The following is a 15,723-nucleotide window of genomic DNA, read 5'->3' as shown; positions in this document are numbered from 1 at the left end:
TTTTGCCATGTTCACGCGCTCAAGCGTGAGTTTCCAGGCGCAGGCGCCAGACGTTGTTGAAGCGCAGTTCGGTGCTAGACAGCGGCTCGACGTCGATCAGGTAGAACATCGAGATCGGGAACTGCAAGACGTACAGCATCGCGGCGCGAATCACAAATGGGTGCGTGATGGCGACGACATGACCGGGCTGGGTTTCGAGGGATTTCATCCACTGCGCAACGCGGGCGCAAATCTGCTCCACCGACTCGCCGCCGTGGGGCGCGCTGGTGCTGTCGGTCATCCAGGCCGTTAACGCGTGGTTGTCGATCTCGCCGATGACCTGGCCTTTCCAAGCGCCAAAATCACCATCGCGCAGGGCGTCTTCGATCTGCGCGTTCCCGCCGAACAAGCCCGCTGTCTGGCGGGCTCTGGCCTCTGGCCCGCACACCAGGCGCGGGCTTTTCTTGAAGCGGCCGGCGAGGGATAACACCGCGCTTTGCCAATCCATCGCGACGGATTCGTCATCGGGAAACCGCGCCTGCTTTTGCGACGAGGTAGCGGCATGGCAGATCAGTGTCAAACGCGTGGCAGGCAACGCAGAGTGCTCCGAAGACGAGAATCAAGCCTGCAAGACTGGCCCAGTTAACGCTATCGCGCAACGCCTTGCGCCAGATAGAGCACCTGGTAGCCCGTTCCCAGGCGGTCCATCTCCAGCACCTTCGCCGACAAGGTAAACCGCACCAGACGCCAAGCCTGCACATCCAGCGCCAAGAAGACCGCGAACGTATCACTGTTATCCGCCAACTGCTGATTGCGCCGTTTTTCCTCGGCCAGTATCCCGGCCCGATCCGCCCCAGGCTCCAACGGCCACTCCTCGCGGTACAGACTCAACGCGTTCTGCGCCGGCCCACGCTGCACATCCAACGGCAACCAGCTCTCGATGTGCGGGCGGCCGAAGCTGTCGAGCACCTTCTGAAAGCGCTCCCCGAGTAAAAAATCAGCAGCCTGCAATGGATCGGCCCACAGGTACACCGAGGCATACACATTACCCTGCGCTTGCCCGCGCTCCTGGGCGATGAACGCCTTGAACAACAACCCCTCGGTGTGATCCCACAAAGGCCCTAACTGCGCGGCGCGCCGGCGAATCACGCCCATGTCGTAGTCGGCAGGCAAGCGGTGTGAATACTGTTTGGCAAACATGGCAAAGCTCCCGTGCAAGATGAGGTTTGAGCTTGCGCAGCAGCGATGATTTCAACAAGATATGGCCAGATATATGTGCGATAAGGATTTGATATGGCTGATGCGCTCAAACCCCTGGATATTGACACCGTCCAAGCCTTTGTCCTGGTGGCCGATTTCGCCAGTTTCACCCGCGCCGCCGAAGCGCTGGACACCTCCCAGGCCGCCATCAGCCTCAAGCTCAAACGCCTGGAAGAACGCCTCGGTTATCGCCTGCTGGAACGCACGCCGCGCCATGTGCGTCTGTCGCCCCAGGGTGAGCAATTCATCGTGGCCGCCCGCGCCCTGCTCAATGCCCATGAACGCGCACTCGGCGACATGGGCACACACGCACCACGGCGCTTGGTGATCGGCATCAGCGACCACGTGGCCGGGCCGGACTTGCCCACGTGGCTCAGCCGCCTCGCCGCCTACGACCCATTGGTGATACTCGAAGTGCGCATCGCCTCGTCCCGCGACCTGGTCGCCGCATTCGACCGCAATGAGCTGGACGCGGTGATCGTACGCAATGAAGGCGACCGCCAGGACGGCGAAGTGTTGGCAGTAGAACGCTTCGGCTGGTTTGCCGCACCCACCTGGCAACACAGCAGCGGCACCCCGCTGCGCATGGCGACCATGGCCGCGCCCTGTGGCGTTCGACATTTGGCGGTAAGGGCCTTGGATGCGGCACGTATCGACTGGACTGAAGTGTTTGTCGGCGGTGGCGTAATGGCGGTGGGCGCCGCGGTGAGCGCCGGGCTGGGCGTCGCCGCCCTCGCCCATCGCGTGGCCCCGGCCGGGGCGGTGGACGTGAGCGAGCAATACGGTTTGCCCGCATTACCCGTCAGTGAGGTGGTACTGCATAGCCGGATCAGTGATGCACGGTCCCGCGAAACAGTGCGCGCGTTGAGCGCAACGTTTCGCGGCGTATGGTCATGCCTTCCTTGTTGATCAATGATAGGCGCCTGAAACAACGTAGCCGGTTTTTCCACCCCTTATTCGATCAGGATGCAGGTGCCAACACTGCCCCCGCTGGCGCCACCACCGGGCTGCCACTGGCGACAAAATCTTCCTTGCGCAACACCACCAAGGCAATCAGCGACACTACGCCCGTGGCCACGTAGAAATACCACGGTGAAGTGATGTCGCCGGTCACCTTGATCAGCCACGTGGAGATCAGCGGCGCGCTGCCGCCAAACACCGCGACCGGCACGTTGTACGCCACGGCAATCCCGGTGGAGCGGATGCGCGTCGGCAGCAGCTCGCTCATCAGCGCGTAGGTGGATGAGGCGTACAGCCCGAACAGGATCGCCACCGCCATCAACGGCGCGAAGAACGTCGCAGGTGTGGCGGTGGGCGCTGACTTGAACAGCCAGAACATCGCCAACGTAGCCAAGGTGCCGACCACCATCAGGAACGGCTTGCGTCCGTATTTATCGGTGAACGCACCGCCAAACGGCATCACGAAGGCTGCCGAGAAACTCGCGACGAATACGTAGAGCAACGTGGTGCCGCTGTCGAACTTGAGAATCTTGGCCATGTAGGTCGAGGCGAAGGTCAGCACCAGATAGAAGATCGAGCTGTGCAAGGTGATGATAAAGAACACCAGGGCGATAGCGCGCTTCCACTGCCAAACTTCGCGCAACGGTGCGCGGGACGTCTGGCCGGTGCGTTGCAGGGCCAGAAACTCCGGGCTGTCTTCGAGCTTAAGGCGGATGTACATGGAGATAAAGCCCAGCGGCGCGGCGATCAAAAACGGTATGCGCCAGGCCCATTCCTGCATCACCTCGGCGCCGAGAATCCAGGTCATGCCATTGGCCACGGCGCCGCCCAGCAGCAGGCCGAGTACGGCGGTGACCATCAGCCAGCACGTGGCAAAGCCGCGTCGGCCGGGGCCGGCGTATTCGGAGATGAAGCTGGTCACCGTGCCGATCTCGCCACCCGCCGAGAAACCCTGCACGCAGCGCACCAGGATCAGCAGGATCGGCGCGGCGATACCCAGGGTTGCGTAGCTTGGCAACAGGCCGAGCATGACGGTGGAACCGGTCATCATCACCAGCGCCATGATCAGGGTTTTGCGGCGACCAATCTTATCCGCCAGCGGGCCGAAAAACAGCCCGCCTAATGGCCGAATAAAGAAACTCAGGGCGAACGCGGCAAAGCTGGCCAGCAGGCTGGTGGTGGGGTCATCGGAGACGAAGAACGCCTGGCCGATGTACACGGCGAGAAAGCCGTACACGCCGTAGTCGTACCACTCGATCAAATGGCCGGAGGTGGCACCGAGAAATGCACGGCGGCGTTTGCGGGCCGTGTCTTGCGCTTGATTGCCCATCGAAGGGACTCCTTGTCTTGTTATCTGTCCATGAAAAGCGGGGTTAGGTAAGCGCGGCGATATTCGCTGCTTTCAGCCACTGCCGCAAGTCGGTTTTGAGGATTTTGCCGTAGCTATTCTTGGGCAATTCATTACGGAACAGGTACTTCTTGGGTTTTTTGAACGAAGCCATGCGTTGCACAAACCAGGCGCTCAGTTCGGCTTCGTCGAGTGTTTGCCCGCCGCGTGTCACCACAAACGCCACCACCGATTCACCCCACTGCGCATCCGGCTCACCGACCACACACACCTCGAACACCTCGGGATGCTGCGCCAGCACTTCCTCGACTTCACGCGGGTACACGTTGCTGCCGCCGGTGATGATCACGTCCTTGGAGCGATCCGTCAGGGTCAGGTAGCCGGCCGCGTCGAGAAAGCCGATATCGCCGGTCAACAACCAGCCCTCCACCAAGGTCTGGCGCGAGGCTTCGGGGTTGCGCCAGTAACCCTGCATCACCGTGGCGCCGCGCACGGCAATTTCGCCGCGCTCACCCGTCGGCATCGGCTGGTGCTGTGCGTCAAGAATGCGGATTTCGACACAGGATTGCGCGTGCCCCACCGAGGCAGCCAGGGTTGCCCAGCCCGCGCGCTGGCGGTCGGCAATCAGCGCGCGTGGCAGCACACTGATGGTCATCGGGCTTTCGCCTTGGCCGTAGATCTGCACCAGGCGCGGGCCGAAGGTGTCGACGGCCGCGCACAGGTCAGCCAGGTACATCGGGCCGCCGCCGTAGACGATGGTCTTGATGCCTTCGCCGCCGTAACCCTGGCGGCGGGCCTGTTCGACCATGCGCTTGACCATGGTCGGCGCGGCAAACAGCGAGACATTCCCCAACAGGGCGGCCAGCCCGAACAGCTCGGCGGCGTCGAAACCGCCGGAGACCGGCACCACATGCCGCGCGCCGCAGCGCACATGAATAAAGTTATACAGCCCGGCGCCGTGGGACATCGGCGCGGCATACAAGGCCGCGTCGTCGGGGCTGACCGGGTCCACATCGGTGGGGTAACACAGCGACATCGCGATCAAGTTGCCGTGGGACAGCATCACGCCCTTGGAACGCCCGGTGGTGCCGGAGGTGTAGAACAACCACGCCAGGTCCTGGTCCTGGCGCGGTACCGGTTGTTCCAAGGTCGGCCAGCCACGGGTCGGCGGCAGCGTGTGCCCGTCCAGTTCCTTGCAGCGTTGGGGCAAATCCCGCGACGAAAACACCTGGCCGCCGTCGGTAAAGATCAGGCGGGCCTCGGCGTTGTCCGCGATCCATGCTGCTTCCGATGGATGCAGCTTGGCGTTGATCGGCACAGCCACCGCGCCCAGCCACCAGATGGCGTAGAGCAATTCGAGGTAATCACAGCTGTTCTTCATCAGCACCGCCACCGCATCACCCGGTACCAGGCCGTGTTGATCCACCAGGTGCGCGGCGCGTTGGCGCACATGGGCGGCAAAGGTGGCGTAGTCGGCCACTTGCCGCGTGCCCTCGAATAGCGCCGGGCGATGCGGGTCGCGGCGCTGGGTGTCATGCAGCCAGTTGGCGATGTTCATGGTTCAGCTCCTGCGCGCGTGCAGGACCGAGGCGTAGTTGGCCACGGCCATGCCGCCCATGTTGAACACCAGACCGAACTCCGGGTTGGGCACCGACAGGCCGATCGGCTCGCCGGTCAACTGGCGGAACGCCAAGGCATGCATCGACACACCAGTGGCGCCCACCGGATGCCCCTTGGCCTTGAGCCCACCGGAAAGGTTCACCGGCAGCCGCCCGCCCGCGCGCACCACGCCGCTGTCGAGCACGCGATGGCCCTCACCTTTGGGCGCCAGGCCCATGGCTTCGTAGATCAGCAGTTCGGCGATGGTGAAGCAGTCATGCACCTCGGCGAAACTCAGGTCGGCCAGGGTGATATTGGCCCCGCGCAGCGCCGAGTGAATCGCCCGTTGCGGGCCTTCAAAGGCCAGGATGTCGCGCTGGGCGATGGGCAGGCAGTCGTTGACTTGCGTCATCGAGCAGATCTGCACATCCCGGCGAAACGCCCGCGCGCGCTTGGGCGAGGCAAGGATGATCGCGGCGGCGCCGTCGCTGATCAGCGAGCAATCGGTGAGGCGCAGCGACTCGGCCACAAACGGGTTGCTCTTGGACACATTGTTGCAGTGCTCAAAATCCATCACCCGGTGCATCTGCGCCAACGGGTTGGCCATGGCATTGGAGTGGTTCTTGGTGGCGATGGCCGCCATCGAGCCCAACGGGCAGTGGTAGCGCTCGGTGTATTGGCGTGCCGCACGGCCAAACAGTTGTGGGAAGCTCAAGCCGGCTTCGGCCGGATCGTTCTGATAGCCGGCGCCGGCCAGGGCCTGGGTGACCTCAGCGGTGGACGTGTGGGTCATCTTCTCGGCGCCCACCACCAGCACCAGTTCGGCGCTGCCGGAGAGGATCGCGTTAATCCCCGCCTGGATCGCCGCGGAGCCGGACGCGCAGGCGTTTTCACAACGGGTGGCCGGCTTGAAGCGCAGGCCAGGGTCGGCCTGCAGCAGCAGGGACGAGGCAAAGCCGTCAGGCACCAGCCCCGAGTTGAAGTGGCCAAGGAACAACGCATCGATTTCTGACGCATCAATAGCCGCGTCCGTCAGGGCTTCGCGGGTGACCTGCACGATCAGGTCTTCAAGGGTGGTGCCTTCCAGGCGACCAAAGCGTGAGTGACCGGCGGCAACAATGGAGACGCAATCAGCTGGCATAATCAATTTCTTCTGTTTTTGGTGCGAAGATTACCTACAATGACGCACCGCCGGGCAGTCGCCAATTCGTGTAACTACTTACATGGATAAGTAGCCCAAGGTGAGAAAAGCAACGAGGCAGGATGCCCAATGAACGCGTTTACACAGCAACTCCAAGATATCGAGCGCCTGGCGTTCCAACTGTCCCCTGCCCCGCAACTGGTCACCAACAACCGCGTGATCATCGACTGCAACGAAGCCTTCTTGCAGTTGTTCGGCTATGCGCGCGACGCCTTGCTCAACCAACTGACCCTGCTGATCTACCCGTCCCAGGCCGACTACCACGCCATCGGCAAGCGCAGCCACGACTGGCTGCTCGACAGTAAAAACGGCCGTTACTCCGACGAACGCTTCATGCAGCACAAAAACGGCGAAGTGTTCTGGGCCAAGTCCCACGGCTACACCCTGACGCCCAAAGACCCGTTCAAACTGATGATCTGGCACTTCGAACGCCTGGACCGCACCCACCAAGGCACCGGCGACCTCACGCCACGGGAGCGGGAAGTGGCGATGCACATCGTCAACGGCCTCAAATCCAAGGAAATCGCCCAACGCCTGACAATCTCCCACCGCACGGTGGAGGTGCACAGGGCGCGGCTGATGAAGAAACTTGAGGTCAAAAACAGTGTGGAGTTGGTGTCGAAGATGATTTTCGTTGGCGGGCGTGCCTGGTTATAGCCAGGCATTACCCGGCCGCCGCCCAGCCCTGTTGCGGCTCAAGCCCTTCGAACAACTCCAGGATCGTCCCCTTGACCTTCTGCACGGCGTTGCTCTGCACCGCCGTATCCGGCCCGCACAACGACAGTTCTCGACTGAATAAACGGTGATCAATCCGGGCGAGCTTGAGCGATTGCTGCGCCAGTTCAACATACGCCGCCGCCCACGGCAGGATGGTCACGCCAAGCCGCGCCAGCACCGCCGAGAACAACAGGTCGGTGGAGTTGGCTTCAAACTCCACGGCAAACGGCAACCCGGCTCCCTGCATGGCCGATTCGACGCGGCTGCGAGGGTGCGCGCCAGCGGCATGGCGAGCATCCGCGCGGTGCTCGACGGCATGCCGGTATAAGGTCTGGCCGGCCGCGGTGGGCACCATGCCCTGGGGGCTGCGCTCAAGCAGCTGCATGCCCATGTCCTGCTCCAGGTTGCGCAGCTGCTGGCTGATCGCCGGTTGGGCAATGAGCAACGCCGTACTGGCAACGCCCACGCGGTGATTGCGCCTTACGGTGTGTTCCAGACCCTGGACGGCCCCCTGAACCTGGCGCCGATCACCTCGGTCATATGAGGCCGGTTGTGTGTGTGCTGCTGGACTTGCCCGAGCTGCCGGGCGACCGGCGTTTTATCAGCAATGAAGCCCGCGTGGAGCGTCGCGATGAACTGAACGCTATTCTGGAAAGCCGCCTCAAACCCTGCACCAAACGCGACTGGAGCGAACGCTTTATCGCCGCCGGTTTGCCCACCGGCCCCATCAATACGCTCGATGAAGTATTCGCCGACCCGCACGTGCTGCACAGCCGGTTGACCCAAACGGTGGAGCATCCCACTCTGGGCACCGTGCGCCAGGTGGTGGCGCCGGTGTTCAGCGCAGCCGAATCGAGCAGCGCACTGCGGCCACCGCCGCTGCTCGGCGAGCACAGCGTTGAGGTGCTGCAACAAGCCGGTTTTACACCGGCCTCGATCCAGTCCCTGCTCAACGCCTGCGTGCTTTTCCAGGCCCCCGAATTTGATAGCCACACAGGAACCGCATCATGACGGTCAACGTTTCACACACTCTCATCGACAAGCGCATTGCGCGCCTGACATTCAGCAACCCCAGCCAGCGCAATGCCCTTAGCGCGCAACTGCTCGACAGCCTGGATGAGCGCCTGATCGCCCTCGCCGCCCAGCGCGTCGGCGTGGTAATACTCGGCGCCGACGTCGGCCAGACCGTGTGGAACGCCGGCCACGATCTCGGCGAAGTGGCCCGCGACCGCGACCCCGTGGCCTACGGTAAACCGCTGGAACGCGTACTGCGGCGCATCCGTGCCTACCCCGGCGTGGTCATCGCCTTAATCTCGGGCTCGGCCTGGGGCGGCGCCGTGGACCTGGCCATGAGTTGCGACATGGTGATAGCCGACCACAGCGCCAGCTTCGCCATGACCCCGGCCAACATCGGCCTGCCCTACACCACCAGCGGCCTGCTGCGTTTCTTCAACAACTTGCCGATTCATGTGCTCAAGGAAATGTTCTTCTGCGCCCAGAAACTCGACGCCGAACGCGCCGAACGCTTCGGCGTGATCAACCGACTGGTGCCCACCGACGCCCTGGAGGCCACCGCCCTGGAATACGCCCAAGGCATCGCCGCCAAGGCCCCATTGGCGATTCAGGCAGTGAAAGAGCAATTGCGCATCCTCGAAGACCTGCAACCGATGCCCGTGCAAGCCATGGAACAAATCGCCGAGCTACGCCGCCAGGCCTGCGCCAGTGCTGACTTTAGTGAAGGACTGGCAGCGTTTGCCGAACGGCGCCCAGCGGTATTTGAAGGGCGTTGATGGTTTTTTCATAGTTGATCGTCTATGCTGCGGCCCTTCGTTGGGGAGTAACCGGCTTCTGACCTGCTCAGAAGCGTTCGTATCAACATATTCGGCAACCTGCCGTGGTACGAACACCGTTGTGGTTGGTGAGACCAGCGACACATCCATGCCTAAAGTCGGGCGTGTGGTTGTGTCGTTGACTCATATAGCCCGACTGGAAGCCTCACCGTGAACCCTATTTCCCTTATCCTTCTCGCCCTGGCCATGTCCACGGACGCCTTTGCGGCGGCCATCGGCAAAGGCTCCAGCCTGCACAAACCCCGCTTTATCGAAGCCCTGCGCGTCGGTTTGATCTTTGGTGTGATCGAAGCCATCACGCCCATGATCGGCTGGGCCATCGGCCATGCCGCGACCCGCTGGGTCGAAGACTGGGACCACTGGATCGCCTTTACCCTGCTGGTCGCGCTGGGTTTGCACATGATTTACAACGGGCTCAAGGTGGACGATGACGAGGTTGAGAAACCGACGCAGCACTCGTTCATGATCCTGGCTGTCACTGCCTTTGCTACCAGTATTGATGCGCTGGCGGTGGGCGTAGGCTTGGCGTTTGTCGACGTGAATATCCTGGTGGCTTCGGCGGCTATTGGTCTGGCAACCATGACCATGGTGACCATCGGCATGATGCTTGGGCGGGTGTTGGGTACAGTGGTGGGCAAGCGCGCTGAGATGGTGGGTGGCGTGGTGTTGATGCTGGTGGGTGCGACTATTTTGTATGAGCATCTTTCGGCCTGAAAAAACACAAGCACCCGCAACGCCGAGGCCGGCTGGCAGTCGACCTGATTTTGAAGGCTGAACCCAATCAAATATGGGAGCGGGCTTGCTCGCGAATGCGGTGGGCCAGTCAGCTTATTTGTGACTGACCCAGCGCATTCACGAGCAAGCCCGCCCCCACAAAAAGCAAAGGTGCTATCAAGCCGCGTGGCTTTCCTTCTTCAAACTCTCCATATCAATCACAAAGCGATACTTCACATCACCCTTGAGCATCCGCTCGTACGCCTCGTTAATGCCCTGAATATCAATCATCTCAATGTCCGAGACGATCTTATGCTTGGCGCAGAAATCCAGCATGTCCTGGGTCTCCTGAATGCCACCAATCAACGACCCGGCCAGGCTGCGGCGCTTGAAAATCAGGTTAAACACCGATGGCGACGGGTGCGGGCTGTCAGGCGCACCCACCAGAGTCATGGTGCCGTCACGCTTGAGCAGATTGAGAAACGCATCCAGGTCGTGCGGCGCCGCGACGGTGTTGAGAATGAAGTCCAGACTGTTGGCAACCTTGGCCATTTCATCCGGGTTCTTCGACACCACCACTTGGTCAGCCCCCAAACGCAGCCCATCTTCACGCTTGTTCGGCGAGGTAGTGAACAACGTGACATGCGCACCCATGGCATGCGCGATCTTCACCGCCATATGCCCTAGCCCACCGAGGCCGACTACACCGACTTTCTTGCCAGGGCCAACCTTCCAGTGATGCAGCGGCGAGTACGTGGTGATCCCGGCGCACAGCAGCGGCGCCACAGCCGCCAGGTTCGAATCATCGTGGGAGATACGCAATACAAACTTCTCCTTGACCACGATGCTGTCCGAGTAGCCGCCAAAGGTATTTTCACCGCCGAACACCGGGCCGTTGTAGGTGCCGGTAAAACCGTTCTCGCAGTATTGCTCCTCGCCCTCGGCGCAGGACGCGCAATGCTGGCAGCTGTCGACCATACAACCGACACCGGCCAAATCACCGACCTTGAATGTCTTTACATCGGCGCCGACGGCCGTGACGCGACCGACGATTTCATGGCCGGGCACCGACGGGTACAACGTGTTGTGCCACTCGTTGCGCGCGGTGTGCAGGTCGGAGTGGCAGACGCCGCAATAAAGAATGTCGATCTGGACGTCATCGGCGCCTGGCGCGCGGCGCTCGAAAGTAAAGGGTTTGAGTGCATCCTTGGAATCCCGCGCGGCGTAGCTGTATGTCTTGGCCATTTGGTTCACCTGTTGAACTGACGGTAGAGGTCAGTGGACCAATATAGACGCGGAACCGTTCAACCGAGCACATGCATACAAGCCCTTCGTCCGGTTTAACGCAACAGTAACGCCGAGCTTTTGCCCCCTGACCCAAGGAGTTTTCCATGAGCACATTCGTTGTCAACGACGGTACCCAGATCTACTTCAAGGACTGGGGCAGCGGTAAACCCGTGCTGTTCAGCCATGGCTGGCCGCTGGATGCCGATATGTGGGAATACCAGATGGAATACTTGAGCAGCCGTGGCTTTCGCACCATCGCCTTCGACCGCCGAGGTTTTGGCCGCTCCGACCAACCGTGGACCGGTAACGACTACGACACGTTCGCCGACGATATCGCCCAACTGATCGAACACCTTGACCTCAAGGACGTGACGCTGGTGGGCTTCTCCATGGGTGGCGGTGATGTGGCGCGCTACATCGCACGCCATGGCAGCGCCCGTGTGGCGGGCCTGATGCTGCTGGGCGCAGTGACGCCGATTTTCGGCCAAAAACCGGATTACCCACAGGGCGTGCCGACTGAAGTGTTCGACGGCATCAAGGCTGGGCTACTGCAAGACCGCGCGCAATTTATCAGCGACTTCAACACGCCGTTCTATGGCATCAACAAGGGCCAGAAAGTCTCCCAGGGCGTACTGACGCAGACCCTGCAGATCGCCCTGCTGGCGTCGCTCAAATCCACGGTGGATTGCGTCACTGCATTCTCCGAGACGGACTTTCGCCCGGATATGGCCAAGATCGACGTGCCGACCCTGGTGATCCACGGTGACGGCGACCAGGTCGTGCCGTTCGAGACCACGGGTAAAGTCGCGGCCGAGATGATCAAAGGCGCGCAGTTGAAGGTGTACAAGGATGCGCCACACGGCTTCGCAGCCACCCACACCCAGCAGTTGAACGAAGACTTGTTGGCGTTCCTGAAGCGCTAAACACCCTCACCTTGTTTTTGGCCGGGCTTGCCCGGCTTTTTTTGTTAGATGCCGCCCTTCGATAGGATGCTGCTGAACCGGCGACTGCCCGACGCGGTCCCAACTCATACGCTCATCGCTGCAGGTAATCGCAAATGTCGCTCCCTAAAGAAATGACCCTGATCGAAATCACCACCCCCGGTGGCCCTGAGGTCTTGCAACCGCGTCGAGCCGACGTGCCGGTGGCAGGCCCAGGCGAGATCCTGATTCGTGTGCACGCGGCTGGGGTCAACCGCCCGGACGCCTTACAGCGCGCCGGCAAGTACCCGATGAAGCCGGGCATGAGCCCGATCCCTGGCCTGGAAGTGGCCGGTGAAGTGGTCGCGCTGGGCGCCGGTGTGAATGAGTACGCGATTGGCGACAAGGTCTGCGCCCTGACCAATGGCGGCGGTTATGCGCAGTTTTGCGCCGTACCTGCGAGCCAGGCGTTGCCGATCCCGGAGGGCATGGACTGGGTTCAAGCCGCGGCCGTGCCGGAAACCTTCTTCACCGTCTGGGCCAACCTGTTCGGCCTCGGTAGCGCGCACAAAGGCCAGCGCGCCTTGATCCATGGCGGCACCAGCGGCATCGGCACCACCGCGCTGATGCTCTGCCGCGAGTTCGGCATCCACGCCTTCGCCACCGCCGGCAGTGCCGACAAATGCGCGGCAATTGCCAAGCTGGGCGCCGAGCCGATTAACTACCGCGAGCAAGACTTCGCCGACGTCATCGCCAAGAAAACCGGCGACAAGGGCGTGAATGTGATCCTCGACATCATGGGGGCCTCGTATCTGAACAACAACCTCAAGGCCCTGGGCATGGACGGGCATTTGGTGATGCTGGGTTTCCTCGGCGGCGGCAAGGCCAATGATGTCGACCTGTTGACCATCCTCGGCAAACGCGCCGTCATCACCGGTTCGCTGCTGCGCGCACGTTCCAAGGACGAAAAAGCCGCCATCGCCGAACAACTGCGCGAATACGTGTGGCCGGTGCTGTCGGCCGGTCGCTGCCTGCCGATCATCGACAAGGTCTACGAATACACCGACGCCGCCCAGGCCCATGCACGGATGGAAGGCGGCGACCATATTGGCAAGATTGTGTTGCGGGTGGAGTGAGGCTGATCTGCCTCGGCGAAGATCAACTGTGGGAGCTGTCGAGCCCCGGCGAGGCTGCGATGGCGGCGGCAGGGTCACTATTTCTGGCGACTGCCCCACCGCTATCGCGGCCTCGCTGGGGCTCGACGGCTCCCACAAAAGGATCTTTGCAGTGGTAGAAAACGCCTACTCGGCATACACCGGGTAATCGGTATAGCCCAGCGCCGAGCCGCCGTACATGCCTTCCGCCCGCAGCGGGTTCAGCGGCCAGCCGTTAAAGAGCCGCTGCGGCAAGTCCGGGTTGGCAATGAACGGGCGCCCGAACGCAATCAAGTCCGCCAGCCCGGCCTCTACCAATGCCGCACCACGCTCAGCGGTGTAGCGACCAGCGTAGATGATCCGCCCACTGAACGTGCTGCGCACGGCCCGGCGGAAGGTTTCTGGCAAGTCGGGGGCGTTGTCCCAGTCGGCTTCAGCGATGGATACGTAGGCAATCCCCGACGCTTCGAGCACCTTGATCGCTTCGATGTAGGTGTGATGCGGGTCCTCTTCCACCAGGCCGATGTAGACGCGGTCCTGGTCGGTGCCGCTGAACAGCGGTGAAAAGCGCACACCGAGGCGCTCCGGCCCGACTACGGCGGTCACGGCTTCGACGATTTCGCGCAGAAAACGCAGGCGGTTATGCAGCGAACCGCCGTACTCGTCGTCACGCTGGTTGGCGTGGGCCGAGATGAACTGGTTGACCAGATAACCATTGGCGGCATGTATTTCCACGCCATCAAAGCCGGCATCCAACGCATTGCGCGCGGCCTGGGCGTAATGCCCTACCAACTCCTCAATTTCCAGTGTGCTCAACGCACGCGGTACGGGCGGCTGCATCAACTCGCCCACACCTGGCCCGGTTTCGATAAAAGCTTTCGCTTGCAGCGCCGCAAGGGCAGACGGCGCAACCGGTGCGGCGCCCTCCGGTTGCAGCGCGTTATGGGACACGCGGCCAACGTGCCAGAGCTGGGCGAAGATCACCCCACCTTCGGCATGCACCGCCTCGGTGACTGTGCGCCAGCCATCGATCTGCGCCGGGCTGTAGATACCCGGCGTCCAGGCGTAACCCTGGCCGCGCGGCTCGATCTGCGTGCCTTCGCTGACCATGAAACCGGCCGTGGCGCGCTGGCGGTAATACTCGGCCATCAGGTCAGTGGCGATATCGCCGGGTTGCGCGCTGCGTTGACGGGTCAGGGGCGGCAAAACAACACGGTTATTCAAGGTGTGGTGACCCAGTTTTACCGGGGTATTCAAACGACTAGTCATGTAAAAACGTCCAAATTCGAGGCGAGCGAAAACATTGGCGGCTCTTAAGAGCCGCCAACCAATCCAGCGATTAATTAATTTATTCGGTGAGTTTCAGCAGTGCCTTGGCCACATCACTGGAACTGGCAGGGTTCTGCCCGGTGACCAGCAAGCCATCTTCAAGCACAAAGGATTGCCAATCAGCGCCCTTTTCATAGTGGCCGCCGAGCGCCTTGAAATCATCTTCAATCAGGAACGGCACCACATCGGTCAAGCCCACAGCGGCCTCTTCGGCGTTGGAGAAGCCGGTAACACGGCGACCCTTGACCAGCGGCTCACCATTGACCGCCTTGACGTGACGCAGCGCGCCCGGCGCATGGCACACAAAGCCGATGGGCTTGCCGGCACGCTCAAAGGCTTCGATCAGTGCGATCGAGGTGTCTGACTCGGCCAAGTCCCACAATGGCCCATGACCACCTGGGTAGAACACCGTGTCGAAGTCGTCGGCGTTGATCGATTCCAGCTTGACGGTGCTGGCCAGCGCCTGCTGGGCCGCCGGGTCGGCAGCAAAGCGGCGGGTTTGCTCGGTCTGTGCATCCGGCTGGTCGCTGACCGGGTCCAGCGGAGGTTGGCCGCCGGCCGGGGATGCCAGTACCAGTTCGGCGCCGGCGTCCTTAAACGTGTAATAGGGAGCAGCAAACTCTTCGAGCCAGAAGCCGGTTTTACGACCGGTATTGCCAAGCTGGTCGTGAGAGGTCAGTACCATTAATACTTTCATTTTCCAGTACCTCGATCGATGTGGTTGTCAGTAGGCTCAGGGCAACCCAACAGCTGTCGGGTCATCAGCAGCGCCTGGTCAAAAGGTGCAGATGTTCGGGTGATCTTGCTCATGACGCTGGTCCCCAACCACAACGCATACAGGCGTTGGGCCAGGCTTTCGGGGTGTTGCCGGACCGTCAGCGAGCCGTCTTCGATGCCGCTCTGCAAGGCCTCGGCAAGCAAGGCGATGGTGCGTGCGGTGCCGCGCTGCAGGGCCAAACGCATTGGCTCTGAAAGGTCTGACACCTCAGCACCTAGTTTGACGGCAAGGCATTTGCCCGCGTCGGTGCAGCCGGTCTGATTGTCGATCCAGGTGTGCCAATAGCGCATTAACCTGGCGGCTGCGGACAGCTCGGTGTGCTGGAACAGTTGCTCTATGCCTTTCACGTAGTGGTCGAAATAGGTATCGAGCAGGACAACGCCGAACGCATCTTTGGAGTTGAAGTAGTGATAAAACGAACCTTTCGGTACATCGGCGGCTTGCAGTATTTCGTTCAACCCCACCGCAGAAAACCCTTTGCGGCTCACCAGCAATTGCGCCGAATCCAGAATCGTCTGCCTTGCACTTTTAGTTGCATTAGTCATCGTTCATCCCGTCCGATTAGACCAGTCGTCTAGTTCGTTGAGGGGATGTTAGGCGTCGAGAAAAACTTCAACAATGTCATAT

Annotated in this window: 17 protein-coding genes; 7 read left to right on the top strand and 10 right to left on the bottom strand. The window is 61.5% G+C overall.

Annotated elements, in window-relative coordinates; genetic code table 11:
• Positions 1-19 precede the first annotated feature (19 nt).
• Positions 20-574: a histidine phosphatase family protein gene (locus tag KZH41_RS12930; protein WP_094950228.1), complete on the bottom strand. Its 555-nt coding sequence runs from the start codon at positions 572-574 to the stop codon at positions 20-22.
• 53 nt (positions 575-627) lie between these two features.
• Positions 628-1,179: a DUF4865 family protein gene (locus KZH41_RS12925; protein WP_263274935.1), complete on the bottom strand. Its 552-nt coding sequence runs from the start codon at positions 1,177-1,179 to the stop codon at positions 628-630.
• A 93-nt stretch (positions 1,180-1,272) separates the two neighbouring features.
• Here KZH41_RS12925 and KZH41_RS12920 point away from each other — a divergent pair, with 93 nt between their 5' ends.
• Positions 1,273-2,148: a LysR family transcriptional regulator gene (locus KZH41_RS12920; protein ID WP_263274934.1), complete on the top strand. Its 876-nt coding sequence runs from the start codon at positions 1,273-1,275 to the stop codon at positions 2,146-2,148.
• Between the two features lie 52 nt (positions 2,149-2,200).
• On the opposite strand, the gene KZH41_RS12915 is transcribed toward KZH41_RS12920, so the two are convergent.
• From KZH41_RS12915 to KZH41_RS12905, 3 genes are read right to left on the bottom strand one after another with little or no spacing between them, the layout of a single operon-like run.
• A complete protein-coding gene (locus KZH41_RS12915) occupies positions 2,201-3,529 on the bottom strand; it encodes an MFS transporter (RefSeq protein WP_263274933.1) in 1,329 nt (442 codons plus the stop codon).
• A gap of 43 nt (positions 3,530-3,572) precedes the next feature.
• The gene (locus KZH41_RS12910; protein WP_263274932.1) at positions 3,573-5,105 is read right to left on the bottom strand and encodes a class I adenylate-forming enzyme family protein; all 1,533 of its coding nucleotides are present in this window, start codon (positions 5,103-5,105) and stop codon (positions 3,573-3,575) included.
• Positions 5,106-5,108: 3 nt separating this feature from the next.
• The gene (locus KZH41_RS12905) at positions 5,109-6,287 is read right to left on the bottom strand and encodes an acetyl-CoA acetyltransferase (RefSeq protein WP_242155687.1); all 1,179 of its coding nucleotides are present in this window, start codon (positions 6,285-6,287) and stop codon (positions 5,109-5,111) included.
• Between the two features lie 129 nt (positions 6,288-6,416).
• Here KZH41_RS12905 and KZH41_RS12900 point away from each other — a divergent pair, with 129 nt between their 5' ends.
• Positions 6,417-7,004: a LuxR C-terminal-related transcriptional regulator gene (locus KZH41_RS12900; protein ID WP_094950222.1), complete on the top strand. Its 588-nt coding sequence runs from the start codon at positions 6,417-6,419 to the stop codon at positions 7,002-7,004.
• A gap of 7 nt (positions 7,005-7,011) precedes the next feature.
• On the opposite strand, the gene KZH41_RS12895 is transcribed toward KZH41_RS12900, so the two are convergent.
• Entirely contained in the window at positions 7,012-7,530 is a 519-nt protein-coding gene (locus tag KZH41_RS12895) for a LysR substrate-binding domain-containing protein (RefSeq protein ID WP_263274931.1), read from the bottom strand.
• Between the two features lie 86 nt (positions 7,531-7,616).
• On the opposite strand from KZH41_RS12895, the gene KZH41_RS12890 reads away from it, so the two are divergent.
• The 3 genes from KZH41_RS12890 (at position 7,617) to mntP (ending at position 9,628) form a co-directional block, all read left to right on the top strand.
• Positions 7,617-8,075 (top strand): CoA transferase, encoded by a 459-nt coding sequence (locus tag KZH41_RS12890; RefSeq protein WP_263274930.1) that lies wholly within the window; start codon positions 7,617-7,619, stop codon positions 8,073-8,075.
• Positions 8,072-8,854: a methylmalonyl-CoA decarboxylase gene (gene scpB, locus KZH41_RS12885; RefSeq protein ID WP_263274929.1), complete on the top strand. Its 783-nt coding sequence runs from the start codon at positions 8,072-8,074 to the stop codon at positions 8,852-8,854. The genes KZH41_RS12890 and scpB overlap by 4 nt, the downstream gene beginning before the upstream one ends.
• A 210-nt stretch (positions 8,855-9,064) precedes the next feature.
• On the top strand, positions 9,065-9,628 hold the full coding sequence (gene mntP, locus KZH41_RS12880; RefSeq protein ID WP_094950220.1) for a manganese efflux pump MntP: 564 nt from the start codon (positions 9,065-9,067) through the stop codon (positions 9,626-9,628).
• A 177-nt stretch (positions 9,629-9,805) separates the two neighbouring features.
• Here the strand turns inward: mntP and KZH41_RS12875 are convergent, their stop codons facing one another.
• Positions 9,806-10,873 carry an NAD(P)-dependent alcohol dehydrogenase gene (locus tag KZH41_RS12875; RefSeq protein WP_094950219.1) on the bottom strand — a complete coding sequence of 356 codons (1,068 nt, stop codon included), beginning with the start codon at positions 10,871-10,873 and terminating at the stop codon, positions 9,806-9,808.
• Positions 10,874-11,019: 146 nt separating this feature from the next.
• Between KZH41_RS12875 and KZH41_RS12870 the strand changes: the two genes are divergently transcribed.
• Both KZH41_RS12870 and KZH41_RS12865 read left to right on the top strand, forming a co-directional pair.
• On the top strand, positions 11,020-11,838 hold the full coding sequence (locus tag KZH41_RS12870) for an alpha/beta fold hydrolase (RefSeq protein WP_263274928.1): 819 nt from the start codon (positions 11,020-11,022) through the stop codon (positions 11,836-11,838).
• A gap of 134 nt (positions 11,839-11,972) precedes the next feature.
• Entirely contained in the window at positions 11,973-12,971 is a 999-nt protein-coding gene (locus KZH41_RS12865) for an NAD(P)H-quinone oxidoreductase (RefSeq protein ID WP_263274927.1), read from the top strand.
• A gap of 165 nt (positions 12,972-13,136) precedes the next feature.
• Here the strand turns inward: KZH41_RS12865 and KZH41_RS12860 are convergent, their stop codons facing one another.
• From KZH41_RS12860 to KZH41_RS12850, 3 genes are all read right to left on the bottom strand, one after another.
• Positions 13,137-14,258 carry an alkene reductase gene (locus KZH41_RS12860; protein ID WP_263274926.1) on the bottom strand — a complete coding sequence of 374 codons (1,122 nt, stop codon included), beginning with the start codon at positions 14,256-14,258 and terminating at the stop codon, positions 13,137-13,139.
• A gap of 79 nt (positions 14,259-14,337) precedes the next feature.
• Entirely contained in the window at positions 14,338-15,015 is a 678-nt protein-coding gene (locus KZH41_RS12855) for a type 1 glutamine amidotransferase domain-containing protein (RefSeq protein WP_094950215.1), read from the bottom strand.
• Entirely contained in the window at positions 15,012-15,641 is a 630-nt protein-coding gene (locus KZH41_RS12850) for a TetR/AcrR family transcriptional regulator (protein WP_094950214.1), read from the bottom strand. The genes KZH41_RS12855 and KZH41_RS12850 overlap by 4 nt, the downstream gene beginning before the upstream one ends.
• Positions 15,642-15,723 lie beyond the last annotated feature (82 nt).

It is taken from the genome of Pseudomonas sp. YeP6b (genome assembly GCF_025642995.1).
GTDB lineage: Bacteria > Pseudomonadota > Gammaproteobacteria > Pseudomonadales > Pseudomonadaceae > Aquipseudomonas.
This window is presented reverse-complemented; position numbering and strand designations above follow the sequence as displayed.

What these genes read in the sequence shown, in the direction of transcription:
- KZH41_RS12915 (WP_263274933.1), bottom strand. Translation starts at nt 3,529, where the DNA reads ATGGGCAATCAAGCGCAAGACACGGCCCGCAAACGCCGCCGTGCATTT.
- KZH41_RS12900 (WP_094950222.1), top strand. Translation starts at nt 6,417, where the DNA reads ATGAACGCGTTTACACAGCAACTCCAAGATATCGAGCGCCTGGCGTTC.
- KZH41_RS12910 (WP_263274932.1), bottom strand. Translation starts at nt 5,105, where the DNA reads ATGAACATCGCCAACTGGCTGCATGACACCCAGCGCCGCGACCCGCAT.
- KZH41_RS12850 (WP_094950214.1), bottom strand. Translation starts at nt 15,641, where the DNA reads ATGACTAATGCAACTAAAAGTGCAAGGCAGACGATTCTGGATTCGGCG.
- KZH41_RS12855 (WP_094950215.1), bottom strand. Translation starts at nt 15,015, where the DNA reads ATGAAAGTATTAATGGTACTGACCTCTCACGACCAGCTTGGCAATACC.
- scpB (WP_263274929.1), top strand. Translation starts at nt 8,072, where the DNA reads ATGACGGTCAACGTTTCACACACTCTCATCGACAAGCGCATTGCGCGC.
- KZH41_RS12925 (WP_263274935.1), bottom strand. Translation starts at nt 1,179, where the DNA reads ATGTTTGCCAAACAGTATTCACACCGCTTGCCTGCCGACTACGACATG.
- KZH41_RS12905 (WP_242155687.1), bottom strand. Translation starts at nt 6,287, where the DNA reads ATGCCAGCTGATTGCGTCTCCATTGTTGCCGCCGGTCACTCACGCTTT.
- KZH41_RS12860 (WP_263274926.1), bottom strand. Translation starts at nt 14,258, where the DNA reads ATGACTAGTCGTTTGAATACCCCGGTAAAACTGGGTCACCACACCTTG.
- KZH41_RS12870 (WP_263274928.1), top strand. Translation starts at nt 11,020, where the DNA reads ATGAGCACATTCGTTGTCAACGACGGTACCCAGATCTACTTCAAGGAC.
- KZH41_RS12875 (WP_094950219.1), bottom strand. Translation starts at nt 10,873, where the DNA reads ATGGCCAAGACATACAGCTACGCCGCGCGGGATTCCAAGGATGCACTC.
- KZH41_RS12920 (WP_263274934.1), top strand. Translation starts at nt 1,273, where the DNA reads ATGGCTGATGCGCTCAAACCCCTGGATATTGACACCGTCCAAGCCTTT.
- KZH41_RS12865 (WP_263274927.1), top strand. Translation starts at nt 11,973, where the DNA reads ATGTCGCTCCCTAAAGAAATGACCCTGATCGAAATCACCACCCCCGGT.